The organism is Limosilactobacillus reuteri, from assembly GCF_013694365.1.
In the GTDB taxonomy this organism is placed as follows: domain Bacteria; phylum Bacillota; class Bacilli; order Lactobacillales; family Lactobacillaceae; genus Limosilactobacillus; species Limosilactobacillus reuteri_E.
In genome coordinates, this window is record NZ_CP059275.1 from 550,886 (window position 1) to 574,965 (window position 24,080).

26 protein-coding genes and 3 pseudogenes are annotated in these 24,080 nt (G+C 39.0%); 28 read left to right on the top strand and 1 reads right to left on the bottom strand.

The genetic code is table 11. The features are described from left to right. Positions 1–20: 20 nt before the first annotated feature. Positions 21–410, bottom strand: a pseudogene (locus tag HHK02_RS03205) (IS30 family transposase); the annotation flags it as partial. On the opposite strand from HHK02_RS03205, the pseudogene HHK02_RS03210 reads away from it, so the two are divergent. The 28 genes and pseudogenes from HHK02_RS03210 to HHK02_RS12545 all read left to right on the top strand — a co-directional run. Next, positions 402–794, top strand: a pseudogene (locus HHK02_RS03210) (IS30 family transposase); the annotation flags it as partial. The pseudogenes HHK02_RS03205 and HHK02_RS03210 overlap by 9 nt on opposite strands. 127 nt (positions 795–921) lie before the next feature. Continuing rightward, positions 922–1,953 (top strand): DNA polymerase III subunit delta, encoded by a 1,032-nt coding sequence (gene holA / locus HHK02_RS03215; RefSeq protein WP_003671201.1) that lies wholly within the window; start codon positions 922–924, stop codon positions 1,951–1,953. Between the two features lie 18 nt (positions 1,954–1,971). Further along, positions 1,972–4,083 (top strand): DNA internalization-related competence protein ComEC/Rec2, encoded by a 2,112-nt coding sequence (locus HHK02_RS03220; RefSeq protein WP_181462759.1) that lies wholly within the window; start codon positions 1,972–1,974, stop codon positions 4,081–4,083. Beyond that, positions 4,084–4,569, top strand: a complete 486-nt coding sequence (locus HHK02_RS03225; protein ID WP_003666825.1) for a ComE operon protein 2 — start codon at positions 4,084–4,086, stop codon at positions 4,567–4,569. Further along, on the top strand, positions 4,570–5,202 hold the full coding sequence (locus tag HHK02_RS03230; RefSeq protein ID WP_003671206.1) for a helix-hairpin-helix domain-containing protein: 633 nt from the start codon (positions 4,570–4,572) through the stop codon (positions 5,200–5,202). Further along, entirely contained in the window at positions 5,203–6,231 is a 1,029-nt protein-coding gene (locus HHK02_RS03235) for a SepM family pheromone-processing serine protease (protein ID WP_181462760.1), read from the top strand. It abuts the gene before it with no gap. Then, on the top strand, positions 6,232–6,753 hold the full coding sequence (gene coaD / locus HHK02_RS03240) for a pantetheine-phosphate adenylyltransferase (protein ID WP_003668252.1): 522 nt from the start codon (positions 6,232–6,234) through the stop codon (positions 6,751–6,753). Continuing rightward, positions 6,754–7,317 carry a 16S rRNA (guanine(966)-N(2))-methyltransferase RsmD gene (rsmD, locus tag HHK02_RS03245; protein WP_085678194.1) on the top strand — a complete coding sequence of 188 codons (564 nt, stop codon included), beginning with the start codon at positions 6,754–6,756 and terminating at the stop codon, positions 7,315–7,317. Continuing rightward, on the top strand, positions 7,318–7,602 hold the full coding sequence (locus HHK02_RS03250) for a YlbG family protein (RefSeq protein WP_003666818.1): 285 nt from the start codon (positions 7,318–7,320) through the stop codon (positions 7,600–7,602). Then, positions 7,603–8,826 carry an FtsW/RodA/SpoVE family cell cycle protein gene (locus HHK02_RS03255; protein ID WP_085719464.1) on the top strand — a complete coding sequence of 408 codons (1,224 nt, stop codon included), beginning with the start codon at positions 7,603–7,605 and terminating at the stop codon, positions 8,824–8,826. Next, positions 8,827–10,671, top strand: coding sequence for a translational GTPase TypA (typA, locus tag HHK02_RS03260; RefSeq protein ID WP_003668260.1), 1,845 nt, complete (start codon positions 8,827–8,829; stop codon positions 10,669–10,671). Further along, the gene (locus HHK02_RS03265) at positions 10,672–11,445 is read left to right on the top strand and encodes an inositol monophosphatase family protein (protein ID WP_085719463.1); all 774 of its coding nucleotides are present in this window, start codon (positions 10,672–10,674) and stop codon (positions 11,443–11,445) included. Continuing rightward, positions 11,446–11,739 (top strand): UPF0223 family protein, encoded by a 294-nt coding sequence (locus HHK02_RS03270; RefSeq protein WP_085678185.1) that lies wholly within the window; start codon positions 11,446–11,448, stop codon positions 11,737–11,739. Then, positions 11,740–13,167: a dihydrolipoyl dehydrogenase gene (gene lpdA, locus HHK02_RS03275; RefSeq protein WP_181462761.1), complete on the top strand. Its 1,428-nt coding sequence runs from the start codon at positions 11,740–11,742 to the stop codon at positions 13,165–13,167. It abuts the gene before it with no gap. Further along, positions 13,168–14,502, top strand: coding sequence for a 2-oxo acid dehydrogenase subunit E2 (locus HHK02_RS03280; RefSeq protein ID WP_085649562.1), 1,335 nt, complete (start codon positions 13,168–13,170; stop codon positions 14,500–14,502). Continuing rightward, positions 14,503–15,480, top strand: a complete 978-nt coding sequence (locus HHK02_RS03285; protein ID WP_003671734.1) for an alpha-ketoacid dehydrogenase subunit beta — start codon at positions 14,503–14,505, stop codon at positions 15,478–15,480. Further along, complete coding sequence (gene pdhA, locus HHK02_RS03290) at positions 15,481–16,587, top strand: pyruvate dehydrogenase (acetyl-transferring) E1 component subunit alpha (protein ID WP_085649561.1); 1,107 nt, start codon at positions 15,481–15,483, stop codon at positions 16,585–16,587. Further along, complete coding sequence (def, locus tag HHK02_RS03295) at positions 16,588–17,148, top strand: peptide deformylase (RefSeq protein ID WP_013923994.1); 561 nt, start codon at positions 16,588–16,590, stop codon at positions 17,146–17,148. Continuing rightward, entirely contained in the window at positions 17,149–17,625 is a 477-nt protein-coding gene (locus HHK02_RS03300) for a hypothetical protein (protein WP_085649560.1), read from the top strand. After that, positions 17,626–17,838 (top strand): DNA-directed RNA polymerase subunit epsilon, encoded by a 213-nt coding sequence (locus HHK02_RS03305; RefSeq protein ID WP_003666803.1) that lies wholly within the window; start codon positions 17,626–17,628, stop codon positions 17,836–17,838. It abuts the gene before it with no gap. Beyond that, positions 17,839–18,786, top strand: a complete 948-nt coding sequence (locus tag HHK02_RS03310) for a diacylglycerol/lipid kinase family protein (protein ID WP_181462762.1) — start codon at positions 17,839–17,841, stop codon at positions 18,784–18,786. It abuts the gene before it with no gap. Then, positions 18,787–18,990, top strand: a complete 204-nt coding sequence (locus tag HHK02_RS03315) for a hypothetical protein (protein ID WP_003668273.1) — start codon at positions 18,787–18,789, stop codon at positions 18,988–18,990. It abuts the gene before it with no gap. Further along, positions 18,991–20,502, top strand: a complete 1,512-nt coding sequence (locus HHK02_RS03320; protein WP_181462763.1) for a LysM peptidoglycan-binding domain-containing protein — start codon at positions 18,991–18,993, stop codon at positions 20,500–20,502. Then, positions 20,503–20,799 carry a hypothetical protein gene (locus HHK02_RS03325; protein ID WP_181462764.1) on the top strand — a complete coding sequence of 99 codons (297 nt, stop codon included), beginning with the start codon at positions 20,503–20,505 and terminating at the stop codon, positions 20,797–20,799. Further along, positions 20,800–21,150 carry a hypothetical protein gene (locus HHK02_RS03330; RefSeq protein ID WP_172467509.1) on the top strand — a complete coding sequence of 117 codons (351 nt, stop codon included), beginning with the start codon at positions 20,800–20,802 and terminating at the stop codon, positions 21,148–21,150. Next, a complete protein-coding gene (locus HHK02_RS03335; protein ID WP_085719461.1) occupies positions 21,151–22,302 on the top strand; it encodes a glycerate kinase family protein in 1,152 nt (383 codons plus the stop codon). It abuts the gene before it with no gap. Beyond that, positions 22,303–23,598, top strand: a complete 1,296-nt coding sequence (locus HHK02_RS03340) for a GntP family permease (protein ID WP_181462765.1) — start codon at positions 22,303–22,305, stop codon at positions 23,596–23,598. Continuing rightward, positions 23,599–23,985, top strand: a pseudogene (locus tag HHK02_RS12545) (sugar diacid recognition domain-containing protein); the annotation flags it as partial. Positions 23,986–24,080: the final 95 nt, after the last annotated feature.

A 24,080-nucleotide genomic window follows, 5' to 3' on the forward strand; every position in this document is an offset into this window, starting at 1 on the left:
TCCCGAAATGTCAATTTAAGTTAGAAAAAAAGTAGTTGCTCATCAGTGACATACTTCATGAATACCTCGTAAGGTGTTTGATAGCCCAATGACTTGCGAGGAATGTTGTTCCGGTAACTCATTATTTGAGCAACCTCTTCATCAGCTAGGTGGCGGAGATCGCGGCCTTTGTGGAGCCCATCGCGCCGCAGAAGGCCGTTGTTGTTCTCGTTTAACCCCCGTTGGTTAGGTGCCCCCACCTCGGCAAAGTAGGTCTGGAGGTCAAATTGGTTGGCAATTACTCGCCAGTCAGCGAACTCCTTCCCATTGTCGAAGGTAATCGACTTGAAGAAGTGGGGTGGAAACTTTGCCAACCATTCCTGTAAGTGCTGGATCACACTGGTGGCCGTCTTACTATGGACGTTAAGCTTAACGTCCATAGTAAGACGGCCACCAGTGTGATCCAGCACTTACAGGAATGGTTGGCAAAGTTTCCACCCCACTTCTTCAAGTCGATTACCTTCGACAATGGGAAGGAGTTCGCTGACTGGCGAGTAATTGCCAACCAATTTGACCTCCAGACCTACTTTGCCGAGGTGGGGGCACCTAACCAACGGGGGTTAAACGAGAACAACAACGGCCTTCTGCGGCGCGATGGGCTCCACAAAGGCCGCGATCTCCGCCACCTAGCTGATGAAGAGGTTGCTCAAATAATGAGTTACCGGAACAACATTCCTCGCAAGTCATTGGGCTATCAAACACCTTACGAGGTATTCATGAAGTATGTCACTGATGAGCAACTACTTTTTTTCTAAATTAGTCGATTGGCGACTAATTTTATAAATAATTTAAAATCCGGACTACGATTTTTGAATCGATCAAAAATCATAGTCCGGATTTTACTGTTAGAGAACCAAGAATTAATAGTTAATTCCCAGTCTCTTGGACATTGCCCAATTATCTACACAATTAAAAACTAAAACCCCAGCAATGGTATATTTAATTTTAGGGAAACAACAGGTCCTTCAACAGCAGGCAATTGATGCCTTTATAAGCCTTATTCCAGAGAATGAACAGGTTATGAATGTTGGTCGATATGATATGGAAGCCACACCATTGGCAGTTGCTTTGGATGATGCGATGGCGACTCCATTTTTTGGTGAACGACGATTAGTTATTATCAATAAACCGTTCTTCTTAACTGGTGAGAAAAGACATTCGAAAGTTGAACATGATTTGGATAGCTTAAAAAAGTATCTTGAACACCCTGAACCGTCTACAATTTTAGTTTTTGCGGCCCCTTATGAAAAGCTTGATGGACGAAAAGGGATTGTAAAGCAATTAAAGAAGACAGCAGTTTTAGTTGATGCTAGTCCACTTGATGAACGAGCAGCTCGTCAAAGAGTGAGAACTCAATTATCAACTGCTGGTTTTGAAATATCAGAAGCTGCTTTGGATGAGTTGGTTCAACGGACTAATGCGGATTATGGGATGATGGATGCAAGCTTAACTAAATTAAAGATTTTGGCTTACCATGAAAAAAAGATTGATCAAAACATGGTAGCCGCTCTAGTTCCGCAATCATTAGATGAAAATGTATTTGATTTAGTCACTGCGGTTCTTAAGCATAATCAAATAAAGGCCTTAGATCTCTATCAACAGCTATTAGCGGGCCAGCAACCGCCGTTAAGGATTAATGCAGTGCTAGTAGGGCAGTTTCGGCTGTTGATTCAAATAAAAGTATTAAGTAAACGCGGCCTTACGCAAGGGAGTCTAGCGAGTCAGCTTAATGTCCATCCTTATCGGATTAAATTGGGATTAAAAACTGCGCGTGATTTCTCAATGCAGGCGTTAGAAAACGCCTATTTGGGATTAATTCGTATTGAACAATCGTTAAAAACGACACAACGCGATCCTTCACTTTTGTTTCAGTTATTTATGTTACAGTATTCTCAGCAGAGCAAAGGAGCATGAGTGCTGATATGTTTATTGATGGCGATTTTATGTTACAGTTTACAAAAAAATTGGACAACTATTACGGCGAATAAGCAAATGGAAGTTACTCAAAAAATATTAGTTTACCCTGATGAATTAAAATTCAATGGAAATTTTATGACAGGAACTGCAATCGACATTCAAACTGGACAACGTGAAGCAATAATGATGTCGTTTAAGTCACCCCAGATGCTAAAAAATATTGATAAGCTTACAACACCCTCGATATGGCTTATTAATGGGCAATTAAAACCGATTATTCCCCGTACAAATGAAAATCAATTTGATAATTTGACTTATAATCACCATCGCCGGATCTGTAATCAAGTTCAAATTAACCGGGTAGAGCAAATGGTTAGGCAAAAAAGAGGAATAGTTGGCTGGTGTCATACATTAAGAAAGCGAATCGGCCTCTACTTTGAAACTTTACCGCCTCCTCTTAGTACGTATTGCCAACAATTAATAATTGGTAGCAGTAATGAGGATTCGGCTGAATTAATGGTAAGTATTAAAAGGCTTGGTCTGCTTCATCTTTTTTGCATTTCAGGAATGCATATCGTGCTTTTCACTGATTTATTACGGCGGCTGTTAGTTCATTTATGGTGGCGTAAAGAATCAATTGATTTATTTTTAATTATCATTTTACCGTTTTATCTTCTCGTTGGTGGTGGAGCAACAAGCTTGATAAGAGCAACCATTATGGCTGAGCTTGGTCTTCTTCATCGATATTTAAATTTGGACAGTCTTGATGGATGGGCACTGAGCTTATTAATTGGATTAGTTATTGATCCGTTGCTATTGCTTACATTAGGCGGTCAATTAAGCTATTTGCTTTCTTTTATTCTTCAAGTTCTTCCAGAATCAGTACGTGGTTTTAAGCAGTCTTTATTATTGAATTTAATTAGTTTGCCTTCGTTATTGAGTTATGTATATGAGGTTCATCTTCTGAGTTTTGGGGTTAGTTATTTAATAATTCCGCTATTTTCGACAGTTGTTTTTCCAGCGGTCTTGGTTGGGGCACTTAGTTTTAAGCTTTTTGAACCACTCGCGTATCTAATTAATGCTGGTTTAAAATGTTTTCAATATATTTTAAATTGGTTATCTGATTTTCCAGGAATGATTCATTTTGGGAAGCCACCGTTAATTTTGGCCCTTCTATTATTTGCGGCATCTTTATTTGTTATTTCTCAAGAGACATCTTTAAAATCATGGAAGATATTAGCCTTATTGTATGTAATTACTGGAGGGATAATTCATTTTCCACTTAATGGCGAAGTTACCTTTGTTGATATTGGACAGGGGGACTCGATAATTATTAGAGAACCTTTTAATCGACGGGTAACAATGATTGATACAGGAGGCAAATTAAATTTTAAAAAGCCGGATTGGGCGACTTCAAAGCATTCTCAAGATGATGCCCAACGAATAACCATTAATTATTTGAAAAGTAAAGGCATCAGGCAAATTGATAATATTTGTTTAACTCACCATGATGCAGATCATATCGGCTATTTAACAACGATTTTGGATAATATAGCAGTGAAAAGACTGATTGTCCCAGCGGGGATGGAAAGACAACCAGCACTTCTTAATAAAGTAAGGACTGCTGAAAAGTCATCGCCAATGATAATTCCGGTGACTGATAATGTTAAGTTGTCATCATTTCCATTGCAAATTCTACATCCTTTTGTTCCGGGTGAAGGGAAAAATGAAGATTCTTTAGTGTTAGCTGGGAAATTTGGTGGGAAAAGATTCCTTTTTACTGGGGATTTGGACCAGGAAAATGAAGAAAAAGTTATTCAAAAGTATCCGCAACTAAAGTCAGATATCTTAAAAGCTGGTCATCATGGCAGTAAAACTGCTAGTAGTTATTTATTTTTGCAGACAGTTGCTCCTAAGTATGCGATAATTTCAGCTGGACGATTTAATAGGTATCGCCATCCTGATGAAATAACAATAAAAAATTTTCAAAGATTAAATATTAATTACTTATCAACGCAGCAATTTGGAATGATACAATATGTATACCATGGTCGAAATGGAAAAATAAAAACAACATTGAGGGGAGATGAGACAAGTTGGACATTGCCCAATTATCTACACAATTAAATGAAACCGAGAATTGATTGGGACCAGTATTTTATGATTCAAGCAGCTTTATTGGCGTCGCGAAGTACCTGCAACCGCCTTTCAGTAGGTGCAGTTTTAGTTCGTGATAAGCGAATAATTGCCGGTGGGTACAATGGATCAGTTGCTGGCGATGCACATTGTATTGATGAAGGCTGCTATTTACGTGATGGACATTGTGTACGAACTATTCATGCAGAAATGAATGCTCTTTTACAGTGTGCTAAGTTTGGTATTTCTGCTGATGGGGCAAGTATTTATGTAACAGATTTTCCTTGTTTACAATGTACCAAAAGTTTATTGCAGACTGGAATTAAGGAGATAAATTATATTCGTAATTATCACAATGATGATTATGCAATGAAATTACTTAAACTAAAAAATGTTGCGCTTCATCAGATTAAATTAGATAGTGATATTTTAGAAGAGGTCGATCTGGACCAGTATATCAACCCAGATCAAAAATAGATGCAGCAATTATCAGAATTATGGATAAAATATCGAGTACAAGTGCTGATGATAGTGATTGCTGCAGTAGTTGGGGGATATTGGATACTTAATAAAAATAATAACGATGCTTTAATTTCAAATACTAATGCTGTTTTAACAAGTAGCGAAACAGGAAGTAGTTTAACTTCTACCACTACGATGAAAGGGACCGTTGCAATTGATATAAAGGGTGCCGTAAAAATGCCCGGAGTTTATGAATTGAAAGCAGATGATCGTGTGAACGAAGCCTTGAAAGCGGCAGGTGGACCACTACCCAATGCAGACTTGCGCCAAGTAAATCTTGCTAAACAATTAACAGACCAGCAGATGATCTATATTCCTCTTCAAGGCGAAACGCCAATAGTTTCCAGCAGTACAGAACCATCAGCAGCTAATAATGAAAATGGCAGCGATAGTTCTGCAAAGATAAATCTAAACACGGCTACCAAAGAACAACTATGTCAAATTACAGGGATTGGCGATAAAAAAGCCGATTTAATATTGCAATATCGACAAGAACACGGTCAATTTAAGAGTATTGACGAACTTAAAGAAATAAATGGTTTTGGCGAAAAAACTGTTGCTAAACTAAAAGATCACCTATCTATCTAGTTGCGACGGATAGGAATTATTTTAGGGCTTGTCCTTTTACTAGGCTGCTTTTTGTTCTGGCCCCTAAATTCTTATATTGAAAGTCCGGGAACAGCTGCTGATTTACAGTCTTTTGTTAAAATAAAGGGACACCCCGATCGATATAAGGGAAGTTTTATGTTGACGTCGGTGGCGATTCAACGTGCCCATCCTGCAACATATTTATATGCCAAAATGATGCCCTATATGTCAATTGAGAGTGCGGAAGATGTAACTGGTGGTCAAAATAGTGCAACGTATGACCGTGTCCAAAAATTTTATATGGATAGCTCGATTAACGAGGCAATTGCAGTTGCTTATAATGCCGCTCACCAAAAAGTAACGCGACGCTATCTAGGAATTTATGTATTGCAAGTTCAGCCTAATTCTAAATTTAAACATGATATTCATGTTGGGGACACAATTACAAAAGTAGATGGTCATCACTTTAATACCGCTCAAGGCTTTCAAAAATATATTGGTGCTAAAAAAGTTGGCACTCCGTTAGTGGTTACTTATACTCGAGATGGGAAAACTAAAACTGTCACCCATCCGCTTGTTAAAATTACCAATACTAATAAGCCAGGAATTGGGATCATTCTTACTAACAATATGCAAGTTAAGACTAAGGTTCCAGTAAAGGTTGATGCTGGTCAATATGGCGGGCCATCTGGTGGCTTAATGTTCAGTTTGCAAATATATCAACAAATTAGTGGAAAAGATTTGCAACGGGGACGTAAAATCGCTGGAACTGGAACAATAAATTCAGACGGGACCGTTGGAGAAATTGGTGGAATTGACAAGAAAGTAATCGCTGCGCACCGTGCGGGAGCCACTATTTTCTTTGCCCCTTATATAAAACCAACGAAAGAGATTCTTAAGTATGAAGAAGGTCATCTGACTAATTATCAAATGGCTAAAAAAGCAGCTAAGAAATATGCACCAGGAATGAAGGTTGTCCCTGTCACTTCCTTTGACGAAGCAGTGAAATATTTACAAACGCATAAGTAAATGAAAGTTGCAGTTTTTCCTGGATCATTTGACCCATTAACACTTGGACATTTAGATTTAATTAAGCGAGGAAGTGCGTTGTTTGATCAATTGGCAGTGGCGGTAATGACTAATGAAAGTAAAAACCCGCTGTTTACTGTTGAAGAACGAGTAGCGCAAATTAAAGAGGCTGTTAGTGGGCTAGATAATGTTTCGGTTATTACAACGGAAGGCTTAACTGTTGATCTAATGAACCGCATTGGTGCAGATTACTTAATGCGTGGTTTGCGTAATACTACTGATTTTCAATATGAACGTGATATTGCGGCGATGAATAACTTTTTAGATGATCAGTGTGAGACCGTCTTTTTCCTTGCTAAGCCTGAATATCAGCACTTATCTAGTAGTTTGCTGAAAGAAGTAACATCGGCTGGGGGAGATATCTCAGCTTACCTTCCCGCTAATATTAATGAAGCACTAAAAAAGCGTTTAATGGAACGAGAAATGTTACGGGTTAAGAAAGACAATGAAAAAGCAAGATAAATGAGAATTGTTGCAGGAGACTTCGGGGGACGAAAGCTAAGTGCTGTTCCGGGAATGGCAACTCGTCCAACAACTGATAAAGTTAAAGAAGCATTATTTAATATAATCGGTCCTTACTTTAATGGCGGAACCAGTCTAGATTTGTTTGCCGGAAGCGGTGGATTAAGTATTGAAGCTGTATCGCGCGGAATCAGTCAGGCAGTCTTAGTTGATCGTCAATATCAAGCAATCAAAACAATTAAGAAGAATATTGACGTTACAAAACATGTTGAACAATTTAAAGTTTATAAAATGGACGCTCACAAAGCGTTGAATTTGTTTGCAAAAGACAAATTGAAATTTAACCTGGTCTTTTTAGATCCGCCCTATGCTAAACAGCAAATTGTTAATGATATGGAGCAGATGGTTAAAAATAATTTGCTAGCTAAAGATGCAATAATTGTGGCAGAAACAGATCAGAATGCGAAATTGCCGACAGATTTAGCTGAGTTTAACTTTATTCGTCGTCAAGAATATGGAATTACGGTTTTAACAATTTATCAATATAAAGGAGAATCAAAATAAATGTTTAAATTAATTCCACGGCGTTCCCTAATAATTTACATTAACAATAATCGTGTGATTCGAGCTCTTCGTCATTATGGTCAGATTGATTATATTTCCCGACGAATGCATTATGTGGTAATGTATGTAGACCAAAGTGATGTCGAAAAAATAAAAGAGAAGATAAGTCGATTACGCGCAGTGAAAAAGGTTGAATTATCAGCTCGGCCAGATTTAGACCCGACGTTAGCTGATCTTGAATTAACAGGGGTCTATCAATTACATGATGAGGATGATAAAAAATGAGTGAAGAAAAAGAAATTAAGATTCCGTAAGATTCGTTCTGTATGGAATAACGTCCGCTACCTTGATTATTATATTTTAGTTCCTTACCTTGCTTTATGTTTAGTAGGAATTGTAATGGTCTATTCAGCTAGTGCTTCCATTGAAATGCAAAATGGTGGAACCCCATTAGGATATTTAGTAAAACAAACAATCTATGTTGTAATGGGAGTTGCGGTAATGGCATTTATGGCAAATTATCCTTTGCGGCATTATCGAACGCCAAGGTTTTTACGAGATTCAACATTGGTAGTTGGTGCTTTACTTGTCATTGTTTTGGTTTTTAGTCGGGCTGTTAACGGAGCTAAAGGTTGGATATCCTTGGGCTTCTTTAATATTCAACCGGTGGAAATTTGTAAGCTATATTTTATCTTATATTTAGCTGATCGAATGGCTAAAATTAGGCAACGTGGACAACATTTTACCACTGATGCTAAAGGTCCTTGGCTCATAATTGCAGTTTTTCTCGGGTTGATTATGATTCAACCAGATATTGGAGGAATGGCGATTAACGGAGCGATTATTGCAATCATGCTTTTAGCGGCGGATTATAAATGGGGCGTTGGTTTGGAAATAATTCTTGTCTTACCAGCGCTTGGCTACCTTGGATTGGAACGACTAGTTGAAAGTGGTTTGCTTCAAGGCGGTGGATACCAAGTTGCGCGTTTTGTTGCCTTTCTAAATCCCTTTGGAAATGCTAGTGGTTCAGGAAATCAATTAGTTAATTCCTATTATGCAATCAGCAATGGTGGTGTATTTGGGGTTGGACTTGGAAATAGTATTCAAAAAATGGGATATTTGCCAGAGCCCAATACCGACTTTATTATGTCAATTACTAGTGAAGAATTGGGTCTAGTCGGGGTAACGGCAATTTTAGTTACTTTACTCTTTTTGATCTGTCGTATTATTCAAGTTGGGGTGCGGGCAGATAGTTTGTATCAAACGCTCATCTGTTATGGCTCAGCAACATTCTTTACGATTGAAACACTCTTTAATATTGGTGGAGTTCTAGGACTCTTGCCGATTACGGGGGTTACCTTCCCATTTATTAGTTACGGGGGATCAAGTATGTTGATTCTTTCTGCAACGGTAGGCATTATAATGAATATTAGTATGCAGCAAAATCGGGATCGCTTGGTTATGGGGAAACCATTTATTCCTGAAACAGGAGGCGTAAAGAATGTTTAATTGAAAACTCGTGACGACATTCGTAACATTGCGATTATTGCCCACGTTGACCACGGTAAGACTACCTTAGTTAACGAAATGTTGAAGCAATCAGATACTTTACCAGAACACTTCTCAATTGAAGATCGTGCGATGGATACTAACGCTATTGAGCGTGAACGTGGTATTACTATTCTTTCAAAAAATACTGCTGTTAAATATGATAATCACCAAATTAACATCTTGGATACACCAGGACACGCGGACTTCGGTGGTGAAGTTGAACGTGTTATGAAGATGGTTGATGGTGTATTACTTGTTGTGGATGCTTTCGAAGGGACAATGCCTCAGACACGGTTCGTCCTTAAGAAGGCCCTTGAACAACACTTAACACCAATTGTTGTGATTAACAAGGTTGACCGTAAAGGTGCTCGTCCTGAAGAAGTTGTGGATGAAGTTCTTGACCTCTTTATCGAATTAGGTGCAGATGAAGATCAACTCGACTTCCCAGTTGTTTACACTTCAGCAATGAACGGTACTTCAAGTTATGATTCAGATGTTTCTACTCAAGAACACACCATGAAGCCATTGTTTGATACTATTATCAAGACAATCCCTGCTCCAGTAGACAATTCTGATGAACCACTTCAATTCCAAGTTGCTATCTTAGATTACAATGACTTCGTTGGTCGAATCGGTATCGGTCGTGTCTTCCGTGGTAAGATTAAGGTCGGCGATAATGTTACCTTAATGAAACTTGATGGCTCAAAGAAGAATTTCCGGGTTACTAAGCTTTTTGGTTTCTTCGGTTTGAAGCGGTTGGAAATTAATGAAGCTGAAGCTGGTGATTTGATTGCGGTTTCTGGGATGGAAGACATCAATGTTGGTGAAACTGTAGCTGATGCAGAACATCCCGAAGCAATTACTCCATTACGGATTGATCCACCTACATTACAAATGACTTTCCGGACTAACGATTCTCCATTCGCTGGTCGTGAAGGTAAATTTGTTACTGCCCGTCAGCTTGAAGATCGTTTGAAGCGTGAAATGCAAACTGATGTGTCCTTAAAGGTTGAAGATACTGATGATCCAGGTGCATGGACTGTTTCTGGTCGTGGGGAATTACACCTTTCTATCTTGATCGAAACATTACGTCGTGAAGGATATGAGTTATCTGTATCACGTCCACAAGTTATTTACCGTGAAATTGATGGAGTAATGAGTGAACCATTTGAAGAAGTTCAAATCGATACTCCAGATGAATATACTGGTGCAGTTATTGATAGCCTTTCTAAACGTAAAGGTGAAATGAAGAACATGGAACCAGGCGAAAATGGTCAAACTCGTCTTATCTTCTTAGCACCATCACGTGGCTTGATTGGATACTCAACTGAATTTATGACTATGACCCGTGGTTACGGAATCATGAGCCATACCTTTGAAAAATACGCACCAGTTATCAAGAACTGGAACCCTGGTCGTCAAAAGGGTACTCTTGTGTCCATGAATGCTGGTAAGGCTACTACTTACGCAATGATGGGTATCGAAAGTCGTGGTCAATTATTAATTGATCCAGGTACGGAAGTTTACGAAGGTATGATCGTTGGTGAAAACAGTCGTGAAAATGATATTACTGTTAACATCACCAAGGGTAAGAACTTAACGAACGTTCGTGCTGCTGGTTCTGATGAAATGGCTCACATTAAGACCCCTACTCACTTCTCCCTTGAAGAATCACTCGAATTCTTAAATGAAGATGAATACTGTGAAGTAACTCCAGAAAATATCCGTTTACGGAAGAAGACCCTTAACACAAATGCCCGTGAAAAGGAAGCTAAGCGTCGTCGTGCTGCTTCACGGAAGTAAATGATTAGTATTGAAGAGTTAGATCAAAAAGCACAACAAATAATTCGTCAAGCAGGTCAAAATGCATACCAGAAAATGGAAAATGATTACCAGATTGATACAAAGACGAATTATACTGACCTTGTAACGACAATTGACCGGGAAAATGAACAATTAATAAATGATCAACTACGAAAAATTGATCCTGATAGTCAAATTTTAAGTGAAGAAGGATTTGGCGACAAACAAATAAGCAATATGCAAGGACATGTTTGGATTGTTGATCCGATTGATGGAACAATGAATTTTGTTAAGCAGCATAATAATTTTGCTGTTATGTTAGCATTGTATGTTGACGGTCAACCGATGCTTGGCTATATTTTAGATGTAATTAATAATCGTCTTTACCATGGTCGAAAGGGTGCTGGTGTTTATGTTAACAACCAAAAAATTGGCCAGCCAGCTGACTTAGGCTTGCGAGAGAGTTTGTTAGCGATGAATCGGACATTAACTTTAAGTGGTGATTCAGCATTAAAGAAAATCGCTCAAGACGCAATAGGCTTACGGATGTATGGAAGTGCGGGCATTGAGGTGATTGGTGTGATCACAGGTCAATTAGGTGGATATATCTCTAATTTGAAGCCATGGGACCTTGCTGCTGGGCGAATGTTAGCAGAAGAATTAGACTTAGTTGTGAAATCAATTGACGGTAGTTCTATTAATGTGTTATCATCTAATCTTGTATTAGTAGCAACGAGGCAGGTTAGTCGAGATATTCGACAGATCATCAATTAGATGAATTCACATAACTATAGTTATCCCCTTGATCTATCATGGACAACTAAAGAGATGGAAACGGTAATTGCCATGTTTAGGGCGGTTGAAGATGCTTATGAAGTTGCGATTGATAGAGATAAAATTTTAGATTGTTATCGTGCCTTTAAGCAAGTCGTTCCCTCAAAGGCTGAAGAGAAACAATTGGGTCGCGAATTTGAAAAGAATTCGGGTTATGTTCTCTACCGTGTTGTCAAAGCAGCACAAGAGTCAACAGATAAGCGAATTAAGATGGTTAGGCAAAAAAATGATTAGATGGCTGATGTTGAACAAAAGGATACAGTAATTGTTGGTGGAGGTCCTGGTGGTTATGTAGCCGCTATTCGAGCTTCAGAATTAGGTCAAAAGGTTACCTTAATTGATAAGGGAGAACCAGGTTTAGGTGGTGTTTGTTTAAATGTTGGATGTGTACCATCTAAAGCATTAATTGCTGCTGGCCACCGTTACCAAGAAACTTTAGACTCATCTATTTATGGTATTTCTAAAACCGATGCAAAGCTAGACTTTACTAAGACTCAAGAATGGAAGGACCATAAAGTTGTCGACCGTATGATTCGTGGAGTTAAGATGCTTTTGAAGAAGCATAAAGTTGAAATCATTGATGGAGAGGCAATTCTTGATAATGACCACCAACTTCGTGTAATCAAGCCTGGTCCAAAGCAATTCATGGATAATGATAATGGTCGTACTATCACGTGGAAGAATTTAATTCTTGCAACAGGAAGTCGTCCAGTAGAAATTCCTCATTTTAAGTTTGAAGGTCGTGTTATTGATTCAACCGGTGGCTTAAACCTTAAGAAAGTACCAGAAGAATTAGTTGTAATTGGTGGGGGCTACATTGGTACAGAATTAGCTGGTGCCTATGCTGATCTTGGTGCTCATGTAACGATTATTGAAGGTACTGATTCAATTCTTGGTGGATTTGACCACGATATGGTTGATATTGTTGTCAAGAATCTTGAAAAGAAGGGCGTAGACATTGTAACTAAGGCAATGGCTAAAGATTCTCAGCAAGATGAAAATAGCGTTACTGTCACTTATGAAGTTGATGGTAGCGAAAAGAGCATTAAAGCAGACTACTGCATGGTATCTGTTGGTCGTAAACCAAATACTGATGATTTTGGGCTTGATATGACAAATGTTAAGTTAAACGACCGTCATCAAGTAATTGTTGATGAACAAGGCCGGACGAATGTACCTGGTATTTGGGCTATTGGAGATATTGTTCCTGGTCCTGCACTTGCTCACAAGGCATTCTTTGAAGCTAAGACTGCCGCTGGTGCCATTGCTGGTAAGAATACTGCTAACGATTGGGTTGGAGTACCAATGGTTTGTTTTGCTGATCCAGAATTAGCTCAAGTTGGTATGACGGTTGAAGAAGCTAAAGATAAAGGAATTGATGTATCTACTGCTCAATTCCCATTTGCCGGTAATGCCCGTGCTGTTTCTCTTGATGCTGCCGAAGGATTTATTCGCTTAATCTACACTAAAGATAAGAAAAATGTTATTGGTGCTCAAGGTGTCGGTCCTGGTGTTAGTGACCTTACTGGTGAACTTTCATTGATTGTCAACTGTGGTATGAATGTTGAAGATGTTGCTTTAACAATTCACCCACACCCAACATTGAATGAACCTGTTCAAGAAGCTGCAGATATTGCGCTTGGCTTCCCAACACATATTTAAATGGCATACATTTTTAGACTACCAGAAATGGGAGAAGGATTAACTGAAGGTGATGTTGCTTCTTGGCTCGTTAAAGAAGGAGAAGCAATTAAAGCTGATGATCCTTTAATTGAAATTCAAACTGATAAATCGACTACTCAATTGGTATCCCCAGTTGATGGAACTGTCAAAAAATTATTTGTAAAAGAAGACGACCACGTTGAAAAGGGCGACAAGCTCGCTGAAATTGATGATGGTAAGCCTGGTATTAGTACAAACGTCGAAAGCGAAGACGACGATGATGAAACTGATACAGGCAGTGAAGAAGCTACTGAAAGTGAAAAATCCACGGCTCCAGCTGCAGATTCTCCTTCAGAAGATAATTCTCCAAAGGGTGGAGTAGCTCCACTTGCAGAACCAAACAAGCTTGTAATGGCAATGCCTTCTGTTCGTCAATATGCCCGTGATAAGGGTGTTGATATTTCACTTGTTCAACCAAGTGGTAACCACGGTCAAGTTCTTAAAGAAGATATTGATAACTTTAATGGGTCAGCTGCTCCAGCTAAGGAAGAAAAGAGTGCAGCTATGTCAGCTAAGACTGCTCCAGTTGCAGCTAAGACCGCTGGTAATACAATCAAGCCATGGAATACCGACCTTGAAGAACGTGAACCAATGTCTAATATGCGGAAGATTATCGCTAAGACTACTCGTGAATCAAAGGATATCTCGCCACATGTTACATCATTTGATGAAGTTGAAGTATCTGCTCTAATGGCTAGTCGCAAGAAGTACAAGGCAGTTGCTGCAGAACAAGATATTCACTTGACTTTCTTGCCATACATTATTAAGGCTTTAGTTGCCACATGCAAGAAGTTCCCAGAATTAAATGCTTCAATTGATGATTCTACTCAAGAAATTGTTTACAAGCACTACTATAATGTTGGGATCCTTACAAACACTGACCACGGTCTCTATAATCCAAATATTAAGAATGCAGATTCTAAGAGCATGTTTGAGATTGCAAAAGAAATTACCGAAAATACTCAAGCGGCCTTTGATAACAAGCTAAGTCCGGAATCAATGGCTGGTCGGACTATCAGTATCAGTAATATTGGTTCAATTGGCGGTGGCTGGTTCACCCCTGTTATCAACCAACCAGATGTTGCCATTCTTGGTGTTGGTCGAATTGACAAGGAACCATACGTTAACGAAGATGGTGAAATTGTTGTTGGTCGAATGATGAAGTTATCATTGACTTACGATCACCGTTTAATTGATGGTGGACTTGCACAACATGCATTGAACTACATGAACAAGTTATTACATGATCCAGAATTATTGATGATGGAGGGCTAGATGGCTAAAAAGACTTATATCAAAGCTATTACTGAAGGTATTGACATCGCTTTAGCCGAAGATCCTAAGACTTTAGTATTCGGTGAAGATGTTGGTAAAAACGGTGGTGTTTTCCGTGCGACTAATGGGCTTCAAGAAAAATACGGTGTTGATCGAGTATTTAGTACCCCTCTTGCCGAATCAGGTATTTTAGGAATGTCAATTGGTTTAGCAGTAACTGGCTGGCGTCCAGTACCAGAAATTCAATTCATGGGCTTTACTTTTGAAGCAATGGATTCTATCGCTGCTCAAATGTCAAGGATACGTTTCCAATACAATGGGACTAAGCATGCACCAATTACTATTCGGACTCCTTATGGTGGTGGTACTCATACTGCTGAACTACACGGGGATGATCTTGAAAACTTCTTCGTTGGTATTCCAGGATTACGGGTTGTTGCACCAAGTTCTGCCTATGATGCTAAGGGATTAATTATTTCTGCAATTGAAAATAACGATCCAGTTCTTTTTCTTGAAAACCTTCGTCTCTATCGTTCAGTCAAAGGTGAAGTTCCTGATGACAAGTATACTGTTCCGTTGGATAAAGCAAATGTTGTTCAAGAAGGTACTGATGTTACAATTATCGCTTATGGTGGTGAAGTATCAGAAGCACAAAAAGCCGCTAAGAAATTAGCTAAGGACAATATTTCTGCTGAAATTATCGACTTACGTTCTCTTTACCCACTTGATACTGACACGATCTTTGAATCAATTAAGAAGACGCACAGAGTAGTCATTGTTCAAGAAGCGCAAAAGATGGCTGGTGTTGGTGCCCAAGTTGCATCAGCTATTTCAGAAGGTGCAATTATGTATCTTGATGCTCCTGTTACCCGGGTTGCTGCTCCTAACTCAGTATATCCATTCCCACAAGCTGAAAATGTTTGGCTTCCAGGTGCACGTGATATTGAGGATGCCGTACGAGAAGTAATTAATTACTAAATGGCCAATACCAAAGCTGTCAATTTTGCTGAGATTAAAGCCAATGAAGGGGTACCTTATGCAAAACCCGTACAAATTCTGGATAACGACGGAAATGTTGTTAACGAAGAATTAATGGCTAATTTCAATGATGAATTATTAGTTGACTTAATGAAAAAAATGGTTTGGGCACGTGCCTTGCATGAACAAACAATGAGTTTTTCAAAGCAAGGTCGATTAGGTTTCTATGCGCCAACTTGGGGTGAAGAAGCTTCTGAAATGGGAACAGCTGCTGCATTTAAGAAGCAAGACTTCCTTTTCCCTGCTTATCGTGATTTGCCACAATTAATTCAACATGGAGCAACTGTTGCTCAAATGTACTTATGGTCAAAGGGACACATCAAAGGTAACCTTTTTGATGCACGTGCTCTCCGGCCACAAATTATTATCGGAGCGCAGATGGTCGAAATGGCTGGTGGTGCTCTTGGAATTAAGAAGAATGGTGAAAAGGACACTGTTGCCTATGCTTACACTGGTGAAGGTGGAAGCTCACAAGGGGATACTTATGAAGGAATGAACTTTGCTGGTGCATTCCAAGTACCTGGTGTATTTATTATTCAAAATAATGGATGGGCTATTTCGTTCCCACGAAAGCTACAAACTGAAACACAAACAATTGCCCAAAAGGCTGTTGCTGCTGGAATTCCAGGTGTCCAAGTTGATGGAATGGATGTCCTTGCATGTTATGAAGTTGCTAAAGAGGCACGTGAATTTGCTGCTGCTGGTAATGGACCAGTGCTAATCGAAACATTAACATACCGGTTTGGTGCTCACAGTTCAGCAGGTGATGATCCTACTCGTTACCGGACTGAGGATGAAACAAAGCCATGGTTTGATAAAGATCCATTGATTCGTCTTCGCAAGTACCTAACGAAAAAGGGGCTTTGGTCTGAAGAAGAAGAACAAAAATATGCTGATGAATGCAAACAAAGCTTTAAAGAAGCAATGAAAGAAGCAGACTCAGTAGAACCTGAAAAAGTTAGCGATATGTTGAAGCGGACGTTTGAAGTACCAACTCCAGACATTAAAGAACAAATTAAGAAGTACGAAGAAAAGGAGTCGAAGTAAATGTATTTAATGAAAGATATTACCCGTGATGGCAATCCCGTTTTACGTAAACGAGCTGCTAAGGTCTCATTTCCCCTATCTGATGAAGACCAAAAATTAGCAAAGGATATGATGCAATACTTAGAAGTAAGCCAAGATCCTGAATTATGTGAAAAGTACAAGTTACGAGCTGGAGTTGGCCTTGCCGCTCCTCAAGTTGGTGTTTCAAAGCAAATGGCTGCTGTCCTTGTTCCCGCACCTGCTGAAGGTGAAAAGCCCTTATTTAAGGACGTTATCATTAATCCAGTAATCGTTAGTGAATCGGTTCAATATGGTGCTCTTACTGAAGGCGAAGGTTGTCTTTCAGTTGATAAAGACGTGCCTGGCTACGTACCACGACATGACCGCATCACATTACGTTATCAAGACGTTAACGGTGAAACTCATAAGGTACGATTAAAGCATTATCCAGCAATTGTTTGTCAGCATGAAATTGACCATTTGCATGGGGTGCTATTTTACGATCATATTAATAAAGATCAACCATTTGAGGCGCCTGCAGATACAGTAATGATTAGTTAAATGGTTATATTCTTAATCTGTATTTTAGCAGCAATAATTGTTATTGCTCTTTATTTAACGATCCATCGCGTATTTCTTAAGCGAGCAACGATGATGGTACAGAAAAACGCTCAAGACGTTACTGATGCAGCGTTAAATACTAGTTTGAAAGAAATGTTACATTGGAATAAAAATCTAAATTCTCAAATTGTTGCCGATGTTTGGGGAAAAGGTGTGCTTGCTTTTGAATACCATTTTGATTATAAAAAAGAAAATATTAATCTTGATGATTTCACACGTCAAAAACTAGCAGCAGAACTTAATGAATATGCAAAACGACACCATTTAAAGATGGCTCCCAAAGCCTCTCAACCGTTTATTATAACCGATTGGTGGAAATATGAGGGGATTTTGCATATCGATATTGCCTATTTGATAAATGAAGCAACTGTTGAGTACATTGAAGATTTAAAAAAATTAAATCAAAATAGTAATTAGATGACTTTTAAAGTATACTACCAAGCTGATAAGACAAAACGCCCAGTTCGTGAAAACACTCAATCATTGTATATTGAAGCTGATTCAGAAGCTGAAGCACTTTTAATGGTTGAACACAATACTGACTACAATATTGAATTTGTAGAACAACTTGATGAAAAGGCCCTTGCTTACGAAAAGCAAAACCCTAACTTTAAGTTGACGACGTTCTAAATGAATTATTCAATCATCCTCAACCGTCATGCTGGTAATGGTAATGCAGAAAAGGCATGGTCGTCAATTAAACCGGTCTTAGATCAACAACAAATTGATTATCACATGGAAACAACTAAGTATCCTAATCATGGAGAATACCTTGCCAGCCAAATCGCCCAATCTCATAATGCGAGATCAACAATTGTCATTGCGATTGGTGGTGATGGTACGCTACATCAAGTTGTTAATGGACTTATGAAGACGGCCAAGCGATTGAATAAAAAACCACTTGCGGTTGGATATATTCCTGCTGGGACAGGAAATGATTTTGCCCGCGGTTACGGGATTTCTATGCATCCACAAAGGGCATTAAATCAAATTTTAACTGCAGACGCACCACAAAAAATTAACATTGGTCATTATCATGAGGCGATTCGGGGTGAAGAAGGTTATTTTCTTAATAATTTAGGGATTGGTTTTGACGCGGCAATTGTTAGTCGTGCTAATACGTTTAAGGCTCGTCACAAGAAAAATCATATTGGGCGTTTCACCTACCTCCAAAAGGCAATTGGAGTAATCTATGATCAAGAGCCCTTTACCCTGATGATTCAATCTGGGCGTGAACGCTTTATTTTTCCTAAAGCTTACATCGCAATTACCAGCAACCATCCATTTATCGGTGGTGGATTTAAAGTTGCCCCAAGTGCTTCGTTAAAGAAACCATCATTGGAATTAGTCGTCGCTGAACGGAAAGGATGGCCTATGACAATATGGCAATTGCTGCAATTAGCCCAAGGCAATTTAGATCAATCAAAATTTGCCCACCACTTCCAAAGCGATAATCTCCACATCACAACTACTTCACTAGAATTTAGTCAAACTGACGGAGAAGAAATAGGTAATCGTTTTATCGACCTCACCCTAGACATTAGTCAATATCCAATTTGGCAAACAACAGAAAAATAAATGAGTAACAAACATGAAATTGAAGAAGATTTATACCGTGCACAGTCCCGTTTGGATGATTTATGTAAACAAGAGGGACAGGAAAATACGGGCACTCAGACTGTTACTATTCAACCAAAATACGGTGAAGAGATGCAATCTTTACGGGAAGAATGCAGTCAGTTACGGATTATTTTAGAAGCAATGGAAGCTTCTGAAGATTAAATGAGTAAAAAAAGAACACATCATTCAAATAACCATCGATCTCGTGGCGTTTTTGCAGGAGCAGTTAGTGCCTTAAGTTTATTAGCAGTGACAACACAAGCAGTTAATGCTGAACAGCTTACTGTTAAGTCTGGTGACACTATTTGGGGGCTTGCAAAACAACATGGACTTTCTATTAGTGCATTAGAACAAACAAATCCTTCAGTTAAGAAGATAAGTGATAGCATCGACTTAATTACAGTTGGTCAACAATTAACGTTGCCTACTACTCAACATGATGCTAACGCGGATTTGAATACTGATGGTAGTTATACTGTTAAGCCTGGCGACACGCTTAGCTCTATTGCAGATCGTTATAATGTAACTGTTAGTCAATTAATGTCATGGAATAACTTAAGCTCTAATGATTCATTATACATTGGACAACAACTCAGTGTAACAGGTCCTGCGATCTCAACTGCTGTAAACGCGCCCGTTGTAAGTACCCCTGTTGCTGATGCGAGTGTATCGGCTCAGCAACCGGCTGCTCAATCGACGGACACAACTTCATTGATCCAGGTTCAAACTTCAGCAGTTGCCTCTGCTTCTGTGCCTCAACAAGATGTGGCTAGTAGCCAACCAGCAGGAACTTCACAAGCAACTCCTGCTTTGAGTGCAACGCAACAAGTTTCAACTTCTTCAACAGTAGCTGCTCCTAACCAAAGTGCAGCCAACAATAGTAGTACCACTATTGCGAATAGTACAACTTCGACTTCTGCTGCTGTAACGTCCTCAGCAACTACTAATAGTCCAGCCATTACAACAGTTGCTGCTCAACCTGCTACAGCTAATAATGTTCAGGTTGCTTCTGCCTCAGCTGAAAATAGTGTTGCACCGCAAACACAAAGTTTTGCTGTTAGTCAAGCTACTTCAACAGCTGTGAATACTGCTGCTTTATATGGACAATCATTTGTTCAAGTAGCACCAGTAGCAAGTCAAGCTTCACAATCACAGACTGCACCAGCATCACAAGCGACGGATAACGTTCAGAATAGTAATGCTGCTTCGCAACAAACAACTGTTATAACGTCACAAGCTCAACCGCAACAATCACAAGCGGCTGCTAGTCAACCTGCACAGCAAGCAGCAACTACTAATCAAGATTTACAACATGGTTCTGTAGTTAGTCTTGCCACTAAGATTGCTAACTCTAATAGTGTTCCATACGTATGGGGTGGTGAAAGTCTTAGTGGAATGGATTGTTCTGGATTAGTTAAGTATGTTTATGCTAATGCGGAAGGTAAGCAATTACCACACTATACAGGAGCACTTGAAAACTGTGTGGACCAACATCCAGTTAGTGAAGCTAAGCCAGGCGATCTCTTATTCTGGGGTAACCATGGTTCAACTTACCATACAGCTATTTACACAGGAAATAATCAATATGTGGCCGCTGCTCACCCAGGGACTAATGTTTCGACTTACACAATCAGTCCATACTTTAATCCAAGTTTTGCCGGAACGGTTAAATAGATGAATAGTCTAATAACGTTTATTATTTCAATTGCCTTTTTAGGATTAGTGATTTGGGAAAATCGTTTACATAGTCAACTTGGATTCTTGGCAAGTCAACGACCAGATAAAGTTACAAAGGATTTTATTCGGGTAGTTCGTCAAGAAAAACGGTTGAATTGGATCTTGTGTATACTAGCAATTATTGTTTTCATGACGACTAGTCGTTACTCAGTTCTATTAATGAGTATTATTACAATTATTGAATTGTTATTAGTAACTCGTATGGATCGTGTAAAAAATGAAATGATAGATTAAATGGAAGATAATAAATATCAATATGATGAAAACGGCTTTCGTGAAGATTTAAAAGATGATCCAGATGTCCTCCACCAGCCAGATGCTGACCGTACACAGCGCGATTTAATAACTCTGGACTATGATGAGACGTTGGCATTTCTTAATGGTGAAAAGGAAGTTAAGACTGTTTATGACTTTTCAGATGATGTTTTGGAAAAAATAAAAGAAAAATATCCAACCCTAAATGATACACCGATCAATAAAGTAATCATGGAAAAATATCAGCAGATTTTATCCGCTCGATACAATGAATCACAAGCAAATAATAAGACGGTGCATGCCGATGATAGCGAGGATAATGATGAATAGATGAAATTTGTAATTGCTCCAGATTCATTTAAAGGCGGACTAACAGCAAAAGAAGCAGCAAATGTGATGGCAGAAGGAATTAAAAGAGTGTTTCCGAATGCCGAGTATGTTTTAGTTCCAATGGCTGATGGAGGAGAAGGAACTGTTCAATCCTTAGTTGATGCGACTAACGGTCGAAAAATGATTGCTAAAGTCCACAACCCATTAAATAAATTAGTTAATGCTGAGTACGGAATATTAGGTGATGGGGAAACAGCAGTGATTGAAATGGCAGCGGCAAGTGGCCTTCAATTTGTTAATAAGGAGACTGCGAACCCGCTTATTACAACTACATATGGTACCGGCGAGTTAATTAAGGATGCTCTTGACCATAACATAAAAAAAATAATTATTGGAATTGGTGGAAGTGCAACCGTTGATGGCGGGGCGGGAATGGCCCAAGCACTTGGAGCACGTTTACTGGATGCTGATAATCATGAAATTGGTTTAGGCGGTGGTGAGTTAGCAAGTTTAGAGCAAATAGATTTTGGAGACTTAGATCCTCGCTTAAAAAATGTAGATATTCAGATTGCATCAGACGTTACCAACCCATTAACAGGAAAAAATGGGGCCGCCCCAGTATTTGGCCCGCAAAAAGGAGCTGATGACGAAATGGTGAACATCTTGGACAAAAATCTTCATCATTATGCACGAAAAATAGTTGCAGCTGGTGGGCCAGACGTTGAACAAACGGCAGGTGCAGGGGCAGCCGGTGGTTTAGGAGCCGGATTAATAGCATTTACCGGTGCGACAATGAAGCGAGGAGTAGAATTAGTGATTGAAGCAACTCAACTACAAAAAAAGGCAGTTGGCGCTGATTATGTTTTTACTGGTGAAGGAGGAATTGATTTCCAGACTAAATTTGGTAAAACGCCATATGGAGTCGCTAAGGCAACTAAAGAGGTGGCTCCTAATGCTCCAGTAATTGTGTTGGCTGGAAATATTGGTAAAGGTGTAAATGATCTATATTCATCCACGGCCATCGATGCAATTTTTGCAACTCCTGAAGGGGCTAAACCATTAAAAGCAGCATTAGCAGATGCACCTATTGATATTGCGCAAACAGCAGAAAACGTTGCGCGTTTAATTAAAGTGAGTCATGTTAATAATTAGATGATTTCTTGGTGGGGAGCATTAATAGGATTAGCACTTGCGATTTTTTTAATTTTACGAAAATTAGATCCAGTATATTCATTATTACTAGGTGCAATAGTCGGCGCCGTTATTGGTGGGGCTGGTTTAGAAGGAACTATTAATATTTTGGTTAAAGGTGAACAAAGTGTAATGGGAACGGTCCTTCGAGTATTAGCAGCAGGAATGTTAGCTGGTGTTATGATGGATTCTGGGGCTGCCGAAACCCTTGCACGGACAATCGTTAATAAATTTGGTGATCGGTTAGCTATTTTTGCATTAGCTCTAGCAACGATGATAATTACAGCTGTGGGTGTCTTTATCCCAGTCGCTGTTTTAATTGTTGCACCAATTGCCCTTGAAGTTGGTCGCAATATGCATATTTCAAAATTATCTTTATTGGTTGCCTTATCTGGTGGAGGCAAGGCAGGTAACATAATCTCACCAAATGCAAATACAATTGCAGCAGCAAAGGGTTTTGGGCTTGAACTAAGTCAAGTAATGATTGCTGATTTTATTCCTGCCGTCATCGCTTTAATAGTTACAGTTGTTGTAGCTAGAATGATCCGCAAAAAAGGTAGGGCAGTTCTAGAACAAGATCTTGAAGATAGTGCAAAAACAATCAAGCAAAGTGATTTGCCGACATTTAAACAAGCCATCGTTGCTCCTGTTATTGCAATAGTTTTACTTTTATTAGGACCAATTGGAACTATTTGTCATTTACCATTATTAGCAAAAGTAAATTTAGATGCTACCTATGTTTTGCCATTTGCAGCAATAATAGGTGCTCTAGCAATGGGAAAAGGTGAAAAAATTAAGAGTTATGCTCAGACCGGTGTTAGTCGAATGACTGGCGTAGTAATGATTTTAATTGGTGCAGGTGCAATTGGTGCTACTATTACTGCGTCTACTTTCCCAGAGTTATTAATCGAACTTATTAAGGCAAGTCATGTGCCTGGTGTCTTATTAGCACCACTTTCTGGTATTCTCATGGCCGGAGCAACTGCTTCAACCTCTACGGGTGTTATTTTAGCTACTGGTTCTTTTGCCAAGTCTATTTTAGGATTTGGTGTTGCACCACTTGCAGCGGCTGCAATGGTTCATACTGGGGCGATTGTCATTGACCAATTACCTCAAGGAAACTATTTCCACGTTACAGCGAATGCAATGCATATGGATATTAAAGAACGATCGCAAGGTATTTTTTATGAATTCTTAGTTGGAGGTTCCGCAATGTTAACCGCAACTATCTTGTATGGCTTTTTGCATTTACTATAAATGGAACTCAAACCAGAACTTGCACAATCAATTGTCGATCATATGATGACGCAAATACCGTATAACATTAATATTATGAATAAGAAAGGTTATATTATTGCAAGTGGAAATAAAAGCAGGATAAATACTTTACATGTTGGAGCTGTTGATGCGATAAAACACTACCAATGGAGCAACAATATGGAAATCATGGACAGCCAGGCGTTAATATGCCCTTAAATGCCCTTAAAATTTAAAAATGAAATTATTGGTGTTGTTGGAATTACTGGTGACCCTAATAAAGTTACTCCCCTAGCATCATTGCTAAAAACAGCAGTCGAGCTCTTGCTACAGCAAAAACAAGAAAATGAACAAGAGCACGAAATTGAAAAAGTTAAACAAAGATTTATTTATAGGTGGATTAATGTCAGCAAGTATCAAAATCCGCAACTTGATAGTGAACTAGTTGAGGAAGCAAATCGTCTAAATATAAATCTAGCAAA